Annotated in this window: 13 protein-coding genes and 1 pseudogene; 8 read left to right on the top strand and 6 right to left on the bottom strand. The window is 71.4% G+C overall.

Annotated features, from left to right (window positions below):
• Positions 1-67: 67 nt before the first annotated feature.
• A pseudogene (gene purL / locus CFK39_RS04130) lies at positions 68-2,394 on the bottom strand (phosphoribosylformylglycinamidine synthase subunit PurL).
• Between the two features lie 512 nt (positions 2,395-2,906).
• Between purL and CFK39_RS04125 the strand changes: the two are divergent.
• Positions 2,907-3,530: a DUF4956 domain-containing protein gene (locus CFK39_RS04125; protein ID WP_089064393.1), complete on the top strand. Its 624-nt coding sequence runs from the start codon at positions 2,907-2,909 to the stop codon at positions 3,528-3,530.
• Positions 3,527-4,363, top strand: a complete 837-nt coding sequence (locus tag CFK39_RS04120) for a polyphosphate polymerase domain-containing protein (protein ID WP_089064392.1) — start codon at positions 3,527-3,529, stop codon at positions 4,361-4,363. Before CFK39_RS04125 ends, CFK39_RS04120 begins: the two co-directional genes overlap by 4 nt.
• Before the next feature lie 36 nt (positions 4,364-4,399).
• Here the strand turns inward: CFK39_RS04120 and CFK39_RS04115 are convergent, their stop codons facing one another.
• Positions 4,400-6,559, bottom strand: coding sequence for an acyl-CoA dehydrogenase family protein (locus tag CFK39_RS04115; RefSeq protein ID WP_089064391.1), 2,160 nt, complete (start codon positions 6,557-6,559; stop codon positions 4,400-4,402).
• Positions 6,556-7,254: a TetR/AcrR family transcriptional regulator gene (locus CFK39_RS04110; protein WP_089064390.1), complete on the bottom strand. Its 699-nt coding sequence runs from the start codon at positions 7,252-7,254 to the stop codon at positions 6,556-6,558. Before CFK39_RS04110 ends, CFK39_RS04115 begins: the two co-directional genes overlap by 4 nt.
• A gap of 170 nt (positions 7,255-7,424) precedes the next feature.
• On the opposite strand from CFK39_RS04110, the gene CFK39_RS04105 reads away from it, so the two are divergent.
• The 3 genes from CFK39_RS04105 to CFK39_RS04095 are packed head-to-tail and all read left to right on the top strand — an operon-like array spanning position 7,425 to position 11,122.
• Positions 7,425-8,747, top strand: coding sequence for an acetyl-CoA C-acetyltransferase (locus CFK39_RS04105; protein ID WP_089064389.1), 1,323 nt, complete (start codon positions 7,425-7,427; stop codon positions 8,745-8,747).
• 54 nt (positions 8,748-8,801) lie between these two features.
• A complete protein-coding gene (locus CFK39_RS04100) occupies positions 8,802-10,142 on the top strand; it encodes a 3-oxoacyl-ACP reductase (RefSeq protein WP_089064388.1) in 1,341 nt (446 codons plus the stop codon).
• A 5-nt stretch (positions 10,143-10,147) separates the two neighbouring features.
• Positions 10,148-11,122: a MaoC/PaaZ C-terminal domain-containing protein gene (locus CFK39_RS04095; protein WP_089064387.1), complete on the top strand. Its 975-nt coding sequence runs from the start codon at positions 10,148-10,150 to the stop codon at positions 11,120-11,122.
• Here the strand turns inward: CFK39_RS04095 and CFK39_RS04090 are convergent.
• On the bottom strand, positions 11,103-12,083 hold the full coding sequence (locus CFK39_RS04090) for a nucleoside hydrolase (protein WP_089064386.1): 981 nt from the start codon (positions 12,081-12,083) through the stop codon (positions 11,103-11,105). The genes CFK39_RS04095 and CFK39_RS04090 overlap by 20 nt on opposite strands.
• A gap of 145 nt (positions 12,084-12,228) precedes the next feature.
• On the opposite strand from CFK39_RS04090, the gene CFK39_RS04085 reads away from it, so the two are divergent.
• Positions 12,229-13,041 carry a MerR family transcriptional regulator gene (locus CFK39_RS04085; RefSeq protein WP_089064385.1) on the top strand — a complete coding sequence of 271 codons (813 nt, stop codon included), beginning with the start codon at positions 12,229-12,231 and terminating at the stop codon, positions 13,039-13,041.
• Between the two features lie 9 nt (positions 13,042-13,050).
• Here the strand turns inward: CFK39_RS04085 and CFK39_RS04080 are convergent, their stop codons facing one another.
• Together CFK39_RS04080 and CFK39_RS04075 are read right to left on the bottom strand one after the other, a co-directional pair.
• Complete coding sequence (locus CFK39_RS04080; protein ID WP_089064384.1) at positions 13,051-14,778, bottom strand: thiamine pyrophosphate-dependent enzyme; 1,728 nt, start codon at positions 14,776-14,778, stop codon at positions 13,051-13,053.
• Positions 14,779-14,853: 75 nt separating this feature from the next.
• Entirely contained in the window at positions 14,854-16,392 is a 1,539-nt protein-coding gene (locus tag CFK39_RS04075) for an FMN-binding glutamate synthase family protein (protein WP_089066282.1), read from the bottom strand.
• Between the two features lie 262 nt (positions 16,393-16,654).
• On the opposite strand from CFK39_RS04075, the gene CFK39_RS04070 reads away from it, so the two are divergent.
• Positions 16,655-17,758: a pirin family protein gene (locus CFK39_RS04070; protein WP_089064383.1), complete on the top strand. Its 1,104-nt coding sequence runs from the start codon at positions 16,655-16,657 to the stop codon at positions 17,756-17,758.
• Positions 17,759-17,820: 62 nt separating this feature from the next.
• Complete coding sequence (locus CFK39_RS04065; RefSeq protein WP_245822907.1) at positions 17,821-19,092, top strand: class I SAM-dependent methyltransferase; 1,272 nt, start codon at positions 17,821-17,823, stop codon at positions 19,090-19,092.
• Positions 19,093-19,205: the final 113 nt, after the last annotated feature.

Below are 19,205 nucleotides of genomic sequence, written 5' to 3'. Positions count from 1 at the left end.
CGCAGGGAGCCGGCCCGCCGAGCAGATGTCCGACGGTCCGGCCCCTTCTGCGGGGGATCGCGCGGCGTCAGCCGAAGTAGCGGGGGAGGGTCGCCTCCCGCAGTTCCCGCAGCTCGTCCACGGCGAATCCGCCGACCCCGTCGAGGTCGAGATCGTCACCGCCCGTGGTGCCCAGGCGCAGCACGGGAACGCCGTGTTCGGCCGCGAGGGCGGTGAACCGCTCCTCCTGCGCCGCCGGCACCGCGACCAGGGCGCGCGCCTGCGACTCGGAGAACAGCGCCGTGAACAGATCCACGCCGTCGCGCTCGAGCAGGCCGGTCAGATCGACCCGGGCACCGGACCCGAAGCGCACCGCGGACTCGACCAGAGCCTGGGCGAGCCCGCCCTCGGAGAGGTCATGAGCCGCAGAGGCCAGGCCCTGCTCGGAGGAGGTGATCAACACGCTGGCCAGCGAGCGCTCGGCCTCGAGATCGACCTGCGGCGGCAGCCCGCCGAGGTGCTGGTGGGCCACATCGGCCCAGGCCGAGCCCGAGAGCTCCTCGCGGGTGGTGCCCAGCAGCAGCACCGACTCTCCCTCGCCCTGCCAGCCGGAGGGGACCCGTCGGGCGACGTCCTCGAACACGCCGAGCACGCCGACCACGGGGGTGGGGTGGATCGCGGAGTCGATGAGCCCGGGCTCGCCGGTGGAGTTGTACAGCGAGACGTTGCCGCCGGTGACCGGGACCTCGAGGGTCTCGCAGGCCTCGGCGAGACCACCGATGGCCTCGACCAGCTGCCACATGGGGCCAGGGTCCTCGGGGAGCCGAAGTTCAGGCAATCGGTGATCGCCAGCGGCACCGCACCGGAGGTGGCCACGTTGCGGTAGGCCTCGGACAGCGCCAGCTGCGCGCCTGCGCGCGGGTCGAGCTTGGTGTACCGACCGTTCGCGTCGGTGGCCAGGGCGATGCCGCGGCCGGTGCTCTCATCGATCCGCAGCACGCCGGCGTCATCGGGCATCGCCAGCGCCGTGTTGCCGCCCACATAGCGGTCGTACTGGTCGGTGACCCAGCCCTTGGAGGCCAGGTTCGGGGAAGCGATCAGGGTGCGCAGCGTCGCGGCGAGCTCCTCGGCGGTGCCGGGGCGGGGGAGGGCCTCGGCGGTATCGGCCTGCAGTGCGTCCTGCCACTCGGGCCGGGCGTAGGGGCGGTCGTAGACCGGGCTGTCGACGGCGACGGTGGTCGGATCCACGTCCACGATGCGGTGGCCGTGGTGGTCGATGGTGAGGCGGCCGTCGCCGGTGACCTCACCGATCACCGCCGCCTCGACGTCCCACTTCGCGGCGATCGCCTGGAACTGATCGAGCTTCTCGGGGCTGACCACGGCCATCATGCGCTCCTGGGATTCGCTCATCAGGATCTCCCCGGCGTTCAGGCTGGGGTCGCGCAGCAGCACCTCCTCGAGGTGGATGTGCATGCCGGAGCCGCCGTTGGCGGCCAGCTCGCTGGTGGCGCAGGAGATCCCGGCGGCACCGAGATCCTGGATGCCCTCGACGGTACCGGCGGCGAACAGCTCGAGGCAGCACTCGATGAGCACCTTCTCCATGAACGGGTCGCCCACCTGGACGCTCGGCCGCTTGACCGGGCCGTCCTCCTCGAAGGTCTCCGAGGCGAGGATGGAAGCGCCGCCGATGCCGTCCCCGCCGGTGCGGGCACCGAACAGGACCACCTGGTTGCCGGCGCCGGTGGCGGAGGCGAGGTGGATGTCCTCATGGCGCAGCACACCGAGGGCGAGCGCGTTGACCAGGGGGTTGCTCTGATAGGCGGCATCGAACACGGTCTCGCCGCCGATATTCGGCAGGCCGAGCGAGTTCCCGTACCCGCCCACACCGGAGACCACGCCGTGGACCACCCGGGCGGTGTCGGGATGGTCGATCGCGCCGAAGCGCAGCTGGTCCATCACGGCGACGGGGCGGGCGCCCATCGAGATGATGTCCCGCACGATGCCGCCGACGCCGGTGGCCGCGCCCTGATACGGCTCGACGTAGGAGGGGTGGTTGTGGGACTCGACCTTGAAGGTCACTGCCCAGCCGTCGCCGATGTCGACCACGCCGGCGTTCTCGCCCATGCCCACCAGCAGTTTCTCGCGCATCTTCTCGGTGGTGTGCTCGCCGAAGGTGCCGAGGTGCTTCTTGGAGGACTTGTACGAGCAGTGCTCGGACCACATCACCGAGTACATGGCCAGCTCCGCGTTGGTGGGCCGGCGGCCCAGGAGCTCACGGATGTTCGCGTATTCGTCGTCCTTCAGACCAAGGTCCTTGAAGGGCTGGGGGGTCTCAGGAGTGCGGGCGGCGTGCTCGGTGGTATCGACGTCTCCGAGCGAGTCGGGGGTGGAAGGGCGAGCGTCGTCAGCGGTCATCGCGGGGTCGAATCCGTTCATCACGAGGGTGCGGGGCGTGGGCGGTCGCCGACGCTGAGGAGCGAGCGCGGTGCGCTGCGGTCCCCCCAGTCTACGATCGCAGCGCCCGACCGGGCGGCGGTGCCCACGGCACCCGGCGAGGGTGAGCGCCGACACGGTCAGAGCCGAGGACGGTGACGGCGGTCGGGAGCGGTCGCCGCGACGCCGGCACGCACGGCGCACGCCCGCCGGGTCTCTCTGAGAAGCTCCTCATCCCCGTTTCACCTGCGCCTCATCGGCCATATCTACCGTGACACGGGTCCGTCAGAGGCGGCGCTGCTCAGGCGACGCATCCGGCGCGCCTCATCCAGGAGGTGAGCAGGACGGCGACCGCACGCTGCACGACAGCTATCGGTGCCGGCTCTGATCCGTTCCGCGTCGTCCCGGATGACGTGCCCGCCCCTGCTGACCGAAAGTCCCCGTCCCCCGGGTCGCGCCTCAGCTGCCGACCCAGTGCTGTGAGGAGTTCCTCCATGAACCTCGAGACCCTGATGCTGATCGCCGCAGATCTCGTCGCCGCGATCATCTTGACCTTCGGACTGTATTGGCGTCGCCACTACCGCCGCGATCTCGTGGTCGCGTTCTTCGGCATCAACGTCGGCGTGCTCGCCGTCTCGGCGGTGCTCGCGGCCGCGGAGGTCGGTGCCGGTGTCGGACTCGGACTGTTCGGCGTGCTCTCGATCATCCGACTGCGCTCGGACGAGCTGGCCCAGCACGAGATCGCCTATTACTTCGCGATGCTCGCACTCGGCCTGCTGGGCGGGCTCGGCGTCGCTCCCGTGGCGCTGTCGCTGTCGTTCATGGGGCTGGTCGTGCTGGCGATCGCGATCATCGATCATCCCGCGCTGCTGCGCGGCCATCAGCGTCAGCAGATCGTCATCGATCGGGCGATCCGGGATCCCCACGAGCTGCGTGCCTATCTGGCCGCGCTGCTCGATGCCCGGATCACCGCGGTCAGCGTGACCCGCCTGGATCTCGTCAACGACTCGACCGCCGTCGACGTCCGATTCCGCCGCGCAGCGGGGGAGCGTGGCGACCGCGAGCATTCCGTGGACGCCGTGGACGAGATGCCGGTCCTGTCCGGGGTCGGCCGATGACTGCTCCGTGCCCTCCCCGGATCAGGGGTCGCTTCGATGATCTCGCAGCCGCGCTCCCGGGGATCGACCTCGGGGCGATGGCCGAGCGCGCCGCACTGATGACCCGGACGGATCGCAAGTACCTCGTGCCGGCAGCTGACGCGGAGCGCGTCCTCCAGGACCTGGCCGAGGATCTGCATGTCCTGGACATCGACCGGCAGCGCACCTTCGCCTACCGCTCCCTGTACTACGACACCCCGGATCTGCTCTCCTACCGCACCGCCGCCACCCGACGTCGACGCCGCTTCAAGGTGCGTCGGCGGGAGTACGTCGATGCCGGGACCTCATTCCTCGAGGTCAAGACCCGCACGGGGCGGGGCGATACGGAGAAGGTGCGGGAGGAGGCGGCCTCTCCGTCCGGGGCCGCCTCCGCGCTGCTCGGCGGCGATCCCCTCCCGGCACAGGACGCCGCCTATGTCGCAGCTCGCCTGGAGGACGCCGGGGTGGCAGTGCCTGAGGACCCGCTGCTCCCCGCGCTCGAGACGACCTACCGGCGCACGACCCTGCTGGTGGGCTCCGAGGGCTCCCGAGTCACGCTCGACGAGTCGCTCGTCTGGCGCGGCACGGACCTGCGGCCGTACCTGTTGGACGATCTGGTGGTGCTGGAGACGAAGGCTGCGGCGGCGCCGGGAGCGGTCGATCGCGCGCTCTGGCGGTCGCACCACCGTCCACAGCGCATCTCGAAGTTCGCGACCGGGATTGCGCTGCTGCATCCGGGACTGCCGGCGAACCGCTGGCATCGGACGCTCGATCGACTGCGGCCGCAGGTCCGAGAGCTGGCGACGGCCGCTTGAGCCGGGACGGTGGTGCGATGACCGGCCAGGTGCGGCTCAGCCCTTCCGTGCCGCGCGGCCCGCTCTCTTCTCCCGATCGCGCAGCGTCTTCTCGCTGATGGGGGAGTCGCTGCTGGCCCGCTGGGCACGGAAGTACGCGGCCGCTTCGTCCTGCCGCTCCTGCTCGTCGCCCAGCGCGATGGGCGCGCGCACGTGGCCGGGGCGCACGTCGAACGCGGCGACCAGGTCGAGCACGTGCGGGCGCAGCCGCCACAGCAGGCGGCGCAGGTCGCTCTCGATCTGCCGGCCGCGCTGGGTGGAGATCATGCCGCTGAGCAGGAACCAGGCCAGGTCGTCGTTGATGGCGGTGAGCCCGAACAGATCCCGCACGTCGGTGAGCACGGTGCGGGAGCCTTCGGCTCCGGGTCCTTCGAGTCCCTCGATGCCGCGGGTGAAGGCGCGCCAGTTGACCAGGTCCGCATGGGCGCGGGCCGCATCCAGCATCTCCACCTGATGCTTGTTGACCTCGGCGGCAGCATCCGCGGGGCTCATCTTCGCGGCGCCCCGCAGAGCGAGCGCGACCTCCTCGACCTTCACCCGGGCACGATCGGCGAGCAGCTCCTCCTGGAACTCGGCCTGGCGCATCGAATCGAAGGCACGGCGCGCGTTGCCGCGGTCGCTGACGCTCTGGCCGAGGCGCGCCCACGGAGTGTGCCGCTTGGCGAGCACCTCGGCGCGCTGGGCGATGAAGCGACCGATCCCGGACCGGTCCACGTTGCGCAGCTCATCGGTGTAGTCCGAGAGCAGCCGCTTGGCGACCAGCTGCAGCAGGATGGTGTTGTCACCCTCGAAGGTGGCATACACGTCCAAGTCCTGATGGAGGCCCACCAGCTGGTTCTCGGCCATGAAACCGGCTCCGCCGCAGGCCTCCCGGCACTCCTGGATGGTGTCCAGCGCGAGGCGGGTGGAGGTCGGCTTGAGCGTCGCGGCGAGCGTCTCGAGATCCTCGCGGGACTCCGGGTCATCCGCCCTGCCGGAGAAGACGTCGTCGAAGGCCTGCAGCAGCTGCTCATGCGCGAAGGCGCCGGCATAGGTGGCGGCGAGCTTGGGCAGCAGGCGGTGCAGATGGGCCTGGTAGTCCATCAGCACCGTCTCCTGCGTGGGATCGGCGGCGCTGAACTGACGGCGCTGGGTCGCGTAGGTGATCGCGATGTGCAGCGCGAGCTCGCTGGCGCGGATCGCCGAGCCGTCCAGGGAGACCCGGCCCTGCACGAGGGTGCCGAGCATGGTGAAGAAGCGCCGTCCCGGGGACTCGATGGGGGAGGTGTACGTGCCGTCGGGCGCCACGTCGCCGTAGCGGTTCAGCAGGTTCGTGCGGGGGATGCGGACCTGATCGAAGGCCAGGCGGCCGTTGTCGATGCCGTTGAGTCCGCCCTTCTCACCGTCGTCCTCGCTGAAGACGCCCGGCAGCAGCTCGCCCTCGGCGTCGCGCACCGGCACGTAGAAGCAGTGCACGCCGTGGTCCACACCGTTCGTGATCAGACGCGCGAACAGCGTCGCGGCCTTCGCATGGATCGCGGCATTGCCCAGGTAGTCCTTCCAAGCGGCGCGGAACGGGGTGTGGATCACCCATTCCCCGTCGTCCCCGCCCGTGGGGTCATAGGTGGCGGTGGTCGCCAGCGACTGCACATCGGAGCCGTGCCCGATCTCGGTCATGGCGAAGGCGCCGGGGGTCTCCAGGCTCATCGCCGCCGGTACCCAGGCCTGCTGCTGCTGCTCGTTGCCCAGCTGGATGATCGCCGAGGTGTACAGGCCCCACTGCACCCCGGCCTTGATCTGCAGGGAGGGGTCGGCGACGACCAGCTCCTCGAAGCCGGCGACGTTGGCACCGTTGTCGTTGGGCCCGCCGAGGTGCTCGGGCAGCATCGGATGCGAGACGTCGTCGTCGACCAGGATCTGCAGCTGCTGGAAGACGCGCTCACGGTGCTCGGCGACGCTGGCATCCACCGGTCGGTGCAGCTCGGGGCGGGCGGCGCGTTCGCGGGCCGCCAGGCGGGCCTCGGACCACCGGCCCAGCAGCGCCTCGGAGACCTGAGCGACGTCGAGGCGGGGGGCTCCGCCGGGCAGGACCGGGATCGGGCCGGTGGGGTCGGCGGTGGTGGACTCGTCGGTGCGGTCCCTCGCCGGGGTGGAAGCGGTGCGGGAATCGGTGGTCATGCGTGCAGTCCCTTCATGAGCCAGGTGACCAGATGGGTGACCAGCTGATCAGCGGTGAGCGGAATGGAGTGGGTCTCAGAGGTGGAGCGGGGAAGCGCGGCGGCGGGAGCGGTGTTCGTCGACCCGGCAGGCCCGCGCTCGCCGGATCCCTGAACGGCCGTCTCCTGGGAGGTCATCCAGGTGTCGACCGCCCGCTCGACGAAGCCCACGGCGCCGTGGGCCCAGACCTGCGGAGCCGGGATGTCCCCCGGCAGGAACGTCGCCACCAGGCGCGACACGGCGGCCAGGAAGTGGTTCAACCCGTCACTGGGCCGGGTGACGAAGCGGTACACGCCGGGGGAGCGCTGCGCGGTCTCGACATAGGCGCGGATCATCGCGTGGATGCGCTCGTCGGCCCCCGCCTCGCGGCCGACCTCGGCCTCCAGCGAGCGCATCTCCTCCAGCAGCTTGGTGTGCATCGAGGACAGGATGCTGCGGCCCAGTGTTCGCTGGAGGTGCGCCTTGTCCTCGAAGTACCGGTAGACGATGGACTTCGAGGTGCCGGAGGCCGCGGCGATGTCCTCCATCGTCACGTCGGGGCCCTTCTCGTGGATGAGGTGGCGGGCCACGTCGAGCAGCTCGGCCCGCCTCTCCTCCCGGTGGCGGGCCCAGCGGGCCGATCGGCCGTCCACGGGGGCTTGCGTCGTCGCGTTCACAGAACCTAGGGTATCAAGTACTCCCGGTTCTATGTAAAGTCTCCTCGGGGAACGGCCTGCGAATGTCGGCCGGGCCCGCTGACCTTCCGTCCCGCAGTACTCCGACCCTGCACGGTCGTGCTCTCGAGCAGTGAGCACGGCTGGGCAGCGACCACGAAGAGGTGCACACAGTGACCCATCCCGACGTCCCGCGCGACGCCCTGATCCTCGGCGGCAACCGGATCCCCTTCGCCCGTTCCGGCGGCCCCTATGCCGGCATCTCCAACCAGGACATGCTCACCGCAGCGCTCGAGGGCCTGGTGGCCCGGTTCGGCCTGCAGGGGGAGAAGCTCGGCGAGGTCGCCGGCGGCGCCGTGCTGAAGCTCGCCGGGGACCTCAACCTCACCCGCGAGAGCGCGCTGGGCACCCCGCTGGACCCGCGCACCCCCACGATCGACATGTCCAAGGCCTGCGCCACCAGCCTGGAGACCCTGATCCACGTCTCCAACCGGATCCAGCTCGGTCAGATCGACTCCGGCATCGCCTGCGGTGTGGACTCCGCCTCAGATGCCCCGATCGAGGTCACCCCGCGGCTGCGCCGGATCCTCCACCGCGCCTTCGCGGCGAAGACCGCGATGCAGCGGATCGCGGCGTTCAGCACGATCAGGCCCGCGGATCTCGCACCGGTCCCGCCCCGCAACGGCGAGCCCCGCACCGGGCTGTCCATGGGTGAGCACCAGGCGCAGACCACCGCCGAGTGGGGCATCCCCCGCGAGGCCCAGGACGAGCTCGCGCTCGCCTCGCACCAGAAGCTCGCCGCCGCCTACGACGCCGGCTTCTTCGACGACCTGGTCACCGGCTACCGCGGCCTCTCCCGGGACCAGAACCTGCGCCCCGATTCCACGCTGGAGAAGCTCGGCTCGCTCCGGCCCGTCTTCGGCACGAAGTCCCCGGAGGTCGCTGAGCCCACCATGACCGCCGGGAACTCCACCCCGCTCTCCGACGGCGCCTCCTCGGTGCTGCTGGGCAGCGCCGACTGGGCGGCCGAGAAGGGTCTGACCCCGCTCGCCCGGGTGGTCGATGCGCGCAGCGCCGCGGTGGACTTCGTGCACGGCGAGGAGGGTCTGCTGATGGCCCCGGCCTATGCCGTGCCCGCACTGCTGGACGCCAACGATCTGGCCCTGCAGGATCTGGACTTCTACGAGATCCACGAGGCCTTCGCCTCCACGGTGCTGACCACCCTGAAGGCCTGGGAGTCCGAGGAGTTCTGTCGGGAACGGCTGGGTCGCGGCGGAGCCCTCGGCAGCATCGACCGTGCCAAGCTCAACGTCGCCGGCTCCTCCCTCGCCGCCGGCCATCCCTTCGCCGCCACCGGCGGCCGCCTGGTCGCGACCCTGGCCAAGCTCCTGCACGAACGGGCGAAGGAGACCGGGATCGTCCAGCGCGGCCTGATCTCGGTGTGCGCCGCTGCCGGGCAGGGCACCGTCGTGCTGCTCGAGTCCGTCACCGACTGACGCGGGACCAGCACCGCTGCCGCCCGCGACCGTACTCTCGACCCGGAGGTCCCCATGACCGATGCCTACACCCGCTTCATCCGCTCCGCCCCCGGCGGGGCCCTGGCCAAGCAGCTGGGCCTACCCCGGCCCGCACGGCTCCTGCGCCGCCAGGACCGTCCCGAGCCGGTGCTCGGTCCGGTCGTGGTGCTCGGCGACTCCGCCGGCGCCGACCGGATCGCCCATCTGCTCCTGGAGGAGGGCGCCGACGTGCGCCGCCGCTTCGAGGAGCTCCGCCGCGTCGGCTCCGTAATCGTGGTGCTCGACGAGATCTCCTCCCCGGCGGAGATCGGGCCGATCATGCTGCCGCTGGCCGGTGCGATGCGCTCCCTCGCCCCCGGCGCGAGGGTGGTCACGATCTCCCGTCCCGCCGGGGATGAGGACCCGGGCCGCGCAGCCGCCCGCGGCGGCGTCGAGGGCTTCCTGCGCTCGCTCGCCCACGAGATGCGCGGCGGCGGCACGGCCAACGGCGTCCTGGTCGAGGACGGCGTGGCGCTGGACGCCCCGGCGACGATCGGCGCCCTGCGATTCTTCCTCTCCGCTCGCAGCGCCTTCATCACCGGACAGCTCCTCACCGTCTCCGGCGAGGCCGGCAGCGCGACCGAGAACCGCTCGCTGCCGCTGGCGGGCCGCACCGCACTGGTCACCGGGGCGGCGCGCGGCATCGGAGCGGCGATCGCGCGCACGCTCGCGGCCGACGGCGCCCAGCTCGTGGTGCTGGATGTCCCCGGGGCCGGCACGGAGCTCTCCCGCCTGGCCAATGAGCTGCGCGCGGTGCCGATCCAGCTGGACGTCACCTCGAAGGGGGCCGGCGAGCGCCTGGTCTCCTTCCTCCGCGGCCGGGGCCTGACCCTGGACGCGGTGGTCCTCAACGCCGGCATCACCCGCGACAAGCTGCTGGCCAATATGACCCCGGACCGCTGGGACCCGGTCCTCGCGGTGAACATCACCAGCCAGATCACCCTCACCGAGGCGCTGATCGAGGCCGGGGACGTGCTCGGTGAGCAGCCGCGCGTGGTGTCGCTGGCCTCCACCAGCGGGATCGCCGGCAACCGCGGGCAGACGAACTACGCGACCTCGAAGGCCGGGGTGATCGCCTTCGTCGATGCGCTCGCCGCACGGCTCGAGGCCCTCGGCGGCACCGCGAACGCCGTCGCCCCCGGCTTCATCGAGACCGAGATGACCGCCAGGATGCCGGCGCTGACCCGCGAGGTCGCACGCCGGCTCAACTCCCTCCAGCAGGGCGGCCTGCCGGTGGACGTCGCCGAGGCGATCGCCTTCCTGTGCTCCGCCGAGGCGGGCGGGATCCGCGGCGAGACGCTGCGCGTGTGCGGTCAGAACATGGTGGGGAAGTGAGCGCCATGTCCCGCATCGCAGGCACGGGCCCCGCCGACGGGTCCACGGAGGAGATCAAGGACCTCGCCGACCTCCCCTCCTTCCCGGCGATCTACGCCGCGGCGCTGGACCCCCGCCCCGGTCGAGGCGGTCGCGGTGGGAAGACCACGGGGGAGCCGGTGCTTCCCCGGCTCGCCTACCGGGTGCGCAGGGTGAGGATCGATGCCGAGCGCGCCCGAGACTTCGACCATCTGATGGGCGGCCCGGCCACCGACCTGGTCCACCCGGGAGTGCTGCATGTGCTCGCCTTCCCGCTCTCGCTCGCGCTGATGGCCCGGCGGGACTTCCCCTTCGCGCTGCTGGGGCTGGTGCATCTGCGCAACCAGGTGCTCCAGCACCGACCGGTGCAGGTGGGCGAGCTGGTCGACGTCGAGTGCCGGGTGCGGGACCTGCGCCCGCATCGCAAGGGCCGCACCTTCGAGGCGGTCTCGACCATCCTCGGCGAGGACGGGGAGATCATCGCCACCGATGTCTCCACCTACCTGGCGCGCGGTGAGGCACCCTCGGCCGGGGAGCCGTCCGGCACCGCACCGTCGGCCGCTGGCGTCGTCTCCCGCCGTCGGGACTTCGAGCCGCCGCGCCCGACGGGCCGCTGGGCGCTGCCGGCGGACACCGGCCGGCGCTATGCCGCGGTCTCCGGGGATGTGAACCCGATCCATCTCTCGGCCGTCTCGGCGAAGGCGTTCGGGTTCCCCCGTGCGATCGCGCATGGCATGTACACCGCCTCGCGGGCCTTCACCGAGTCCCGTGCGGACCTCTCGCGGCCGCTGCGATGGGACGTGTCCTTCGACGCGCCGGTGACACTCCCGGGCACCGTCCTGGTCGCCTACGAGGACGATCCGGGCGCGGGCGCCGTCACCTGCACCGGCTGGCGCGCCGGGCGCGGGGACAAGGGCCCGCGCCAGTGCTTCACGGTCGAGGTCACGACGCTGGATCGCTGAGCCGGCCCAGCCCGGTCCGCAGCGTCTCCAGCAGATGCTCGACGAACTCCTCGGGCCGCACCGCGGTGAGCACCTCGAGGTTCGGGGTGCGGCCCCAGCGCCCCAGTTCGTCGCCGACGGTCTGGCCTCGGGTGAGCGTCCCGGCCAGCTCGACGTCCACGGCGAGCGGACGGGTGCTCGCGAAGTCCCCGGTGATGGCGTGGGTGGTGACCAGCGGGTCGTGGACATGCGCCATCCAGCCGAACCCGTCGGCCTGGTGGAACTCGAAGTAGAAGCGCAGCGCCTCCCCCAGGATCGCAGCCACCGGATGCCCGGTGACGGCGGCGAGCTCCTCGAAGCGGTCCAGGGCCTCCTGGGTGAAGCGGACGGTCTCGGTCGCCTCGAGCGATCCCATCACCGGGCGCTGCTCGGCGGCGGTGAAGGCGGCGAACACGCGCTGGGCGGCCTCGGGATCCACGGCGATGTTCCATTCGCTGGTGGGCCCGGTGTTGCCGCGATGGTTGATCGCGCCGCCCATGAAGTGCAGACGCCTCAGCAGGTGCGGGAGTTCGGGCTCGATCTCCAGGGCCAGGGCGAGATTCGTGTGCGGTCCCAGCACCAGCCCCACCAGCTCGCCGGGACGTGCGCGGGCGAGATCGACCCACAGCTGCGCGCCGGTGCGCGGATCTCCCGGGCGGGTGGGCTCGGGCAGCACGGCATGGCCGAGGCCGCCGGGGCCGTGGGTGTCATCGGCGAACATCGGCTCCTGCACCAGCGGTCGGTCCGCGCCGCGGGCGATCGGCGCGTCGACGCCGAGCAGCTCCGCGAGGACCAGGTTGTTGCGGTGCACGGCGGTGACCTCGACGTTGCCGCCGGTGGAGACGATGCCGGCGACTTCCGCCTGCGGATGCGCGGCGAGATAGCTCAGGGCGATCGCATCATCGATGCCGGTGTCGCAGTCGACCAGGACGGGAAGTGTCATGCCGCCAGCGTACGGTCGCGGCGCGGATTCGGGCGCTGGCGCCGTCGCCGCCGCTGCGGGAGGATCGGGGGATGGCGCAGCTCGATGACACGGCCCGACGATCCCGCTTGACCCTCACGCGACGTCAGGCAGGAGCGTGGTCCCCATGACCGAGACGACAGTGCATGAGGACCTCACCGTAGGGCGCGTCGCCGACCTGGTCGGCGTCAGCGTCCGCACCCTGCACCACTGGGACGGGATCGGCCTGGTGCGCCCCGGCGGGCGCAGCTGGTCGGGGTGCCGCCTGTACGACGCCGATGACGTGGCCCGGATCCACCGGGTGCTCGTCTACCGCGAGCTCGGTCTGGCGCTCGCGCAGATCGGGAGGATCCTCGATGATCCCTCCGCCGACCCGCGCGAGCACCTCCAGCGCCAGCGGACCCTGCTTCAGGAACGGATCCGCCGGCTCGAGAAGACGGCACGCGCCGTCGACGAGATGATCGAGAGGACCGACATGGACCACAGCAGCACCCGACTCAGCCCCGAGGAGCAGGCCCGCATCTTCGGCACCGACTGGGACCCCGCCTACCAGGAGGAGGCGCGCGAGCGCTGGGGCGGCACCGAGGCCTGGAAGCAATCAGCGGCCCGCACCCGGGACTGGGATGCCGCGCAGTGGCAGGAGATCAAGGACGAGACCGATGCTGTCGAGGCGGCGCTCGCCGACGCCTTCGGCCGTGGCGTCCCACCCGGCGGCGAGGAGGCGAACGCGCTCGCCGAACGGCATCGGGCCACCATCGCCCGTCACTACGACTGCACGCCGGCGATGCAGGTGGTGCTGGCACGGATGTACACCGAGGATCCGCGCTTCGCCGCCCACTACGACGAGCGCGCCGAGGGACTCGCCGCCTGGCTGCGGCGCGTGATCGAGCAGAGCGCCCGGGCCCAGGGCGTCGATCCGGAGACCGCGACCTGGCAGTGAGGGCCCGCGTCAGCGGGGCGGCAGGTTCTCGGTGATCTTCGCGATCGCGAAGCCCCAGCCCTGCCCGACGGTCGCCTTCGGTGGCAGGGAGATCTCCTCGGGGTTCGTCCTCACGTCCAGCAGGGCGGGGCCGTCCTGGCCGAGCAGCCAGGTCACGGCGTCGTCGACCCCGTCGGGATCCGAGACCTGACGGGAGGCCAGCCCCATGGCCTCGCCCACCCGGGCGAGGTCGGGGTTGTCCAGCCGGGTGCCGAACTCCGGCAGGCCGCCCTGTTCCTGTTCGAGCTTGACCATCCCGAGCCGGCCGTTGTCGAACACCAGCACCTTGACCGGCAGCTCATAGGTCACCGCGGTCCGCAGGTCCCCCAGCAGCATCATCAGTCCGCCGTCGCCGCTGCACGAGATGACCTGGCGCTCGCGGTCCAGCGCCTGGACGCCGAGCGCCTGCGGGAGCGCATTGGCCATCGAGCCGAGGTTGAAGGATCCCAGCAGGCGTCGCCCGCCGGTCATCCGCACGAAGCGGGAGAGCCATACGGTCGACATCCCGGTGTCAGAGGTGAACACGGCGTCGGCGGCCGCATGCCGATCCAGTGCGGCGGCGACCACCTCGGGACGGATCAGCTCCTCGGGGTTGTCCAGGACGCTGCGCACCTTCCCCAGCAGGGAGTCCTCATCGTGGTCGGGATCGACCAGCCGCTCCTGCTCCGACTGCCAGGTCAGGTAGCGGCGGCGGGCCCGGTCGAGATGGGTGGTGTCCGTGCGGGCGGGGAGATCACCGTCCAGCAGCGCCCGTACAGTGGCACCGGCATCACCGACCATCGCGTGCTGGACCGCGGTGCGGCGCCCGATGTGGGCCTGACGCCGATCGAGCTGGATCACCGTCTTCCCTTCCGGGTACCACTCGCGGTAGGGGAAATCGGTGCCGATCAGCACCAGGACGTCGCATTTGTCGAATGCGTGCTGGGCCGCCGGGTTCCCGATCAGCCCGGACTGGCCCACCTCGAAGGGATTGGCCTCGTCGAAGGTGTCCTTCCCCTTCAGCGTGACCACCATCGGGGCCTGCAGCCGCTCCGCGAGCTCGAGGACCGGGCCGCGGGCCTCCTGCGCGCCGATGCCGACCAGCAGGGTGACGTGCTCCGCCTCGCGCAGCACCTCGCGAGCCGCATCGATCGAGGCCGCAGCGGCCGTCGCCGGTGTCGCGGGCGGAGCGATCACCGGTTCCCGCGAGCCGTGGGGGAGCTTCTGCGAGCCCATGTCCCCGGGGACGGTGAGCACCGCGACGCCCGGCCCGTCGTAGGCGGCGTTGACCGCCTGCTCGAGCAGCAGCGGCATCTGGGCGGGATCGGTGACGGTGCGGGAGAAGACGGCGACGTCGGCGAAGAGACGATGGTTGTCGACCTCTTGGAAGAACTCGCTGCCGATCTCGGGACTGGGGACCTGGCCCAGGATCGCGAGCACCGGGGCGTGGGACTTCTTGGCGTCATAGAGGCCGTTGAGCAGGTGGATCGACCCCGGCCCGACGGTGCCCATGCACACCCCGAGGCGCCCGGTCACCTGGGCCTGCGCACCGACGGCGAAGGCCGCGGCCTCCTCGTGCCTCACCCCGACCCAGGTGGCCCGCGGCTCGTGCCGGATCGCGTCGGTGATCGGATTCAGGGCATCGCCGACGACGCCCCACATCTGGGTGACGCCGTGGTCGGTGAGGGCCTGGACGATGCTCTCGGCGATGGTGGTCATGGTGTCTCCTTCGATCGAGCGCTCAGGGGAGCGGCCTCGCCGCTGCCCGGTCCGGGTGCTTCGGTGATCCGGGCCTCAGTGATGGGTGCGGAACGACTGCGCCGAGGCAGCGGTCCAGGCCGCGGCCCAGTCCTCCGGCGGGTCGGTGAGCAGCTGGTCCGGCTCCAACCACTCGTACAGCTCCGCATAGGAGGCGTTGGCCGTCTGGGAGAGGTTGCGACGCAGCATCCAGGGGCGCAGCTCCGCGGGACTGGACACCCCCATCGCCGCCATCAGCTTCACGGCCTCGGCGACCGTTCCCTGCTGGTACTGCGTCACCCGCACGGATTTGTCCTCGACGACGAGGCCCCGCTGACGATACGGGTCCTGGGTGGTGACCCCGGTGGGGCAGCGGCCGGTGTGGCAGCGCTGGGCCTGGATGCAGCCGATCGCCATCATCATCGCGCGGGCGGAGTTGGTGAAGTCCGCGCCCTGGATCATCCGTTTGACGATGTCGTTGCCGGCGGCGACCTTCCCGGAGGCCCCCAGCCGGATGCGGTCCCGCAAACCAGCCCCCACCAGGGCGTTGTGCATCGTCATCAGGCCCTGGGTCAGCGGCATCCCCATATGGTCCTCGAACTCCAGCGGGGCTGCGCCGGTACCGCCCTCGGAGCCGTCGATGATGATGAAGTCCGGTGCGGTCCCGACCTCGAGCATCGCCTTGCACAGGGAGAGCACCTCGACCTTGCTGCCCACGCAGAGCTTGAACCCGACGGGCTTGCCACCGGAGAGCTCCCGCAGCCGGACGAGGAACTCGATGAGCCCCACAGGGGTGTCGAACATGGAGTGCGAGGCGGGGGAGACGCACTTCTCCCCTTCGGGCACGCCGCGGATCTCGGCGATCTCCGCCGAGACCTTGGGCGCCGGCAGCACTCCACCGATACCGGGCTTCGCACCCTGGCTCAGCTTCACGGAGATGCATTTGACCTGGTCCTTGGTGGCCTTCTCCCGGAAGATCTCCTCATCGAGGCGGCCGTCCTCGGTGCGAGCGCCGAAATAACCGGTGCCCAGCTCCCAGATCAGATCGCCGCCCATCTCCTCGTGGTACGGGGTGAGCGAGCCCTCGCCGGTGTCCTGGGCGAAGCCGCCCATCTGCGCACCCTTGTTCAGGGCGCGCACCGCGTTGGCACCCAGCGCGCCGAAGCTCATGGCCGAGACGTTCAGCAGCGCCATCGAGTACGGGCGGGCGCAGTCCGGGCCGCCGATCTGCACGCGCGGGACGGACTCCGGCTCGGGGGCCGGGTGGATGGAGTGGACGAGGTACTCGTACCCGGCGGCGTTGACGTCGCGCTCGGTGCCGAAGGCCTGCTCGCCGTGGATGCCCTTCGCGCGCTCGTAGACGATGCTGCGGATGTCGCGGTCGAAGGGTCTGCCGTCCCAGTTGCGTTCGATGAAGTACTGCTGCAGCTCCGGGCGCAGGCCTTCCAGCAGGAAGCGCATGTGGCCGATGACCGGATAGATGCGCAGGATCGTGTGGCGCTTCTGTGTCAGGTCATGGGCCGCCAGAGCGCCGACGGCGGTGCCGGCGACGCCCAGGGCGGCGGCGACGGTGGTGCGGAGGGAAGAGCGGGTCATCAGGATCTCCTCGGGGTCGCTGGGCGCCCCCGGATCCGGTCTCCGTCGGACCGGCGGAGCGGACACCGGGATGATGTGCATCACGCACTGTTCCATGCTCGCACGCCGCGCCGCCGCGGGGGAGAGGGAGACGGCGATCGATGTGCCTCTGCCGGGTCGGCGGAGCAGCCCCCGCGGCCGTGGCGCTGCCCCTCGGCGAGGCCCCTCACTCCACAGCCCCGGGCAGGGTGCTGCCAACAGCTGGGCTCTCTAGACTCGCCCCATGAGCCCCTTCGAGGATTTCGTGCTGCTGGAGCCCCGGGAGGTGCCGCTCGGCGGCCCCCGCGGCATGACGGTCCACCGCACCCTGCCGGCTCGGCGCACCTCCCTCATCGGCGCCTGGTGCTTCGTGGACCATTTCGGTCCCGACGACCTCTCCGCCTCCGGCGGCATGCAGGTGCCCCGCCACCCGCATACGGGCCTGGCGACCGTGTCCTGGCTGTTCGAGGGCGCGATCACGCACCGCGACTCGCTCGGCAGCCACGCCCTGATCCGACCCGGCGAGGTGGACATCATGGTGGCGGGCTCCGGCATCTCCCATTCCGAGTTCTCGGTCGCCGACACCACGATCCTGCACGGCGTCCAGCTCTGGTACGCGCTGCCGGACCGCTCGCGCTTCCGCGACCCGGACTTCGAGGTCTCCGCCCCCCGCCAGATCGGGACCGGCGGAGCTCGCGCCCGCGTGGGCCTGGGGGAGTTCCGCGCCACCACGGAGGACGGCGTCGTGCTCGAGGACCGCAGCGAGGTGCGGACCGACATCCCGCTGAGCATGGCCCAGCTGGATCTGCGGGCGGGCACCTCCCTGCGCATCGATCTGGACCCCGGGCATGAGTACGGACTGCTCGTCGATCGCGGTGCCGCACAGCTCCGCGCTGACCTGCCGGGCACCGATCTGCCGAGCACGGGCCTGCCGGCGGGTTCGCCGCTCGCGATGAAAGAGCACGAGAGCACGATCGCGAGCCGGGAGCTGATGATGCTGCCCGACGGCGTTGCCCAGCTGACCATCCGCGCCGAGACCGGCGAGGACCTGCGGGTGATGCTGCTCGGCGGCGAGCCGCTGGGGGAGGACATCATCATGTGGTGGAACTTCGTGGGTCGCACCCACGAGGAGATCGAACAGTTCCGCGCCCGCTACCAGGCGGAGATCGGGGTCGAGCATCCTCTCGAGTCCGCACCGATCGCGGACACCGTCCTCGCGCGCGGAGGCCTCGCGGAGCAGGACGAGCAGTTCGGGCCGTTCGCCGCGAGCACCCCGGACGCCCTGCCGGCACCAGCGCTGCCGCACGGTCGCCTGCGCTCCCGCGGCCGGCGCGGGATCTCCGCATGACCACCCGACCCCATCCCGACCGTCGACGGACCCCCGTGACGGACCACCCTTCGAAGGACGACGTGACCCGCACCGACATGAACAGCGCAGAGACGGACAGCGCAGAGACGGACAGCACCGATATGACCAGCACCGATATGACCAGCGCCGACGAGCCCAGCAGCGGCGCCGCACAGCATCCCGGCCCGGCCCCGACGGCCGCGCCCGACCAGACAGAGCGGGTGATCCTGCAGGCAGCCGGAGAGGAGGGCCTCACCGGCTGCCCCTGCGACCTGATCGTCGTGGCCGACAGCACCGGTGAGCTGACCTCCGCTGCCCTCGACTCGCTCGCTGAGCAGCCGGAGGCCCGGGTCTGGTCCTGGAGCGCCTCGCGCGCCGAGACCTCCGCGCTCGCCGAACGCTTCGCCTCCGCGGTGGGTGCGGGCCGGCTGGTGCTCGCGGCCGGGGCGGACCCCCTCCCGCTGGAGGAGTTCGCCGCCGAGGCCGACGCCCACCTCGTGCTCGCCCGCCTGCCCAAGTCCCTCGCCGGGCTCGAGGACCTCGCCCGCCGCCTCGCCCGCTTCGCCGGCCAGGGCGGGCGCGAGGACCTGACCCTCGTCGCGGGCGGTCGCGTCAAGCACATGACCCGCTCCCAGAACGAGGTGCTGGCCGGCTCCTTCACCGAGGTCCGTGCCTCACGGGGCGTGGGCAAGTCCCGTGCACTGATCGCCTCCGGCCCGCGCCCGGAGGCTCTTGCACCGGAACCCATCGCCGGTGCGGTGACGGTGAGTGTGCACGGGCAGCCGCGCGAACTGGCGCTGCGCGGCAGCGGCGGGGTCTTCGGCGGTTCCCGGGCCGACGCCGGCAGCCTGCTGCTGCTGGAGGCGCTGGATCGGGCACTCGTCGAGGGTGAGATCTCCGCAGAGCGCGCCGTGGACCTCGGCAGCGGCAACGGCCTGCTCACCGCTCACCTCGCCGCCGCGCTGCCCGAGGCGGAGGTGCTGGGCAGCGATGACGACGCCGAGGCGGTCGCCTCCACCCGCGCCACCCTAGAGGCGTCGGGGCTCTCCCGCGAGGGGGTGCGTGTGAGCTGGGACGAGTCCCTCTCCCAGGTGGCCGACAGCAGCGTCGATCTGGTGGTGCTGAATCCGCCGTTCCACGACGGCACCGTCGTGGACGCGACCCTCGTGCACGGTCTGCTGGACTCGGCGGCCCGCGTGCTGCGTCCCGGCGGGCAGCTGTGGTTCGTCCACAACTCCCACCTCCGCTACCGCGCCGAGCTCGAGGCCCGCGTCGGCGCCGTGCAGCAGCGCGCCCGCGACCGCCGCTTCACCGTGCTCAGCGCGGTGCGCTGACCGGCCACGTCCCACGGGCACCGGATTGTCACGGGCACCGGATTGTCAGGATCCGTACCATTCTCGAGCAGATTCTGGTTCGGATCCTGACAATCCTGGTGGTGCGGCGGCGC

Origin of the sequence: Brachybacterium avium (genome assembly GCF_002216795.1) — a bacterium.
GTDB lineage: Bacteria > Actinomycetota > Actinomycetes > Actinomycetales > Dermabacteraceae > Brachybacterium > Brachybacterium avium.
Note: the sequence above shows the minus strand (reverse complement) of the source record. Positions and strands in the feature narration are given on the sequence as shown.

Bases quoted from the DNA above. Each gene is read 5' to 3' on its own strand.
- CFK39_RS04125 (WP_089064393.1), top strand. From the start codon at position 2,907: ATGAACCTCGAGACCCTGATGCTGATCGCCGCAGATCTCGTCGCCGCG.
- CFK39_RS04120 (WP_089064392.1), top strand. From the start codon at position 3,527: ATGACTGCTCCGTGCCCTCCCCGGATCAGGGGTCGCTTCGATGATCTC.
- CFK39_RS04115 (WP_089064391.1), bottom strand. From the start codon at position 6,559: ATGACCACCGATTCCCGCACCGCTTCCACCCCGGCGAGGGACCGCACC.
- CFK39_RS04100 (WP_089064388.1), top strand. From the start codon at position 8,802: ATGACCGATGCCTACACCCGCTTCATCCGCTCCGCCCCCGGCGGGGCC.
- CFK39_RS04095 (WP_089064387.1), top strand. From the start codon at position 10,148: ATGTCCCGCATCGCAGGCACGGGCCCCGCCGACGGGTCCACGGAGGAG.
- CFK39_RS04090 (WP_089064386.1), bottom strand. From the start codon at position 12,083: ATGACACTTCCCGTCCTGGTCGACTGCGACACCGGCATCGATGATGCG.
- CFK39_RS04085 (WP_089064385.1), top strand. From the start codon at position 12,229: ATGACCGAGACGACAGTGCATGAGGACCTCACCGTAGGGCGCGTCGCC.
- CFK39_RS04080 (WP_089064384.1), bottom strand. From the start codon at position 14,778: ATGACCACCATCGCCGAGAGCATCGTCCAGGCCCTCACCGACCACGGC.
- CFK39_RS04075 (WP_089066282.1), bottom strand. From the start codon at position 16,392: ATGACCCGCTCTTCCCTCCGCACCACCGTCGCCGCCGCCCTGGGCGTC.
- CFK39_RS04070 (WP_089064383.1), top strand. From the start codon at position 16,655: ATGAGCCCCTTCGAGGATTTCGTGCTGCTGGAGCCCCGGGAGGTGCCG.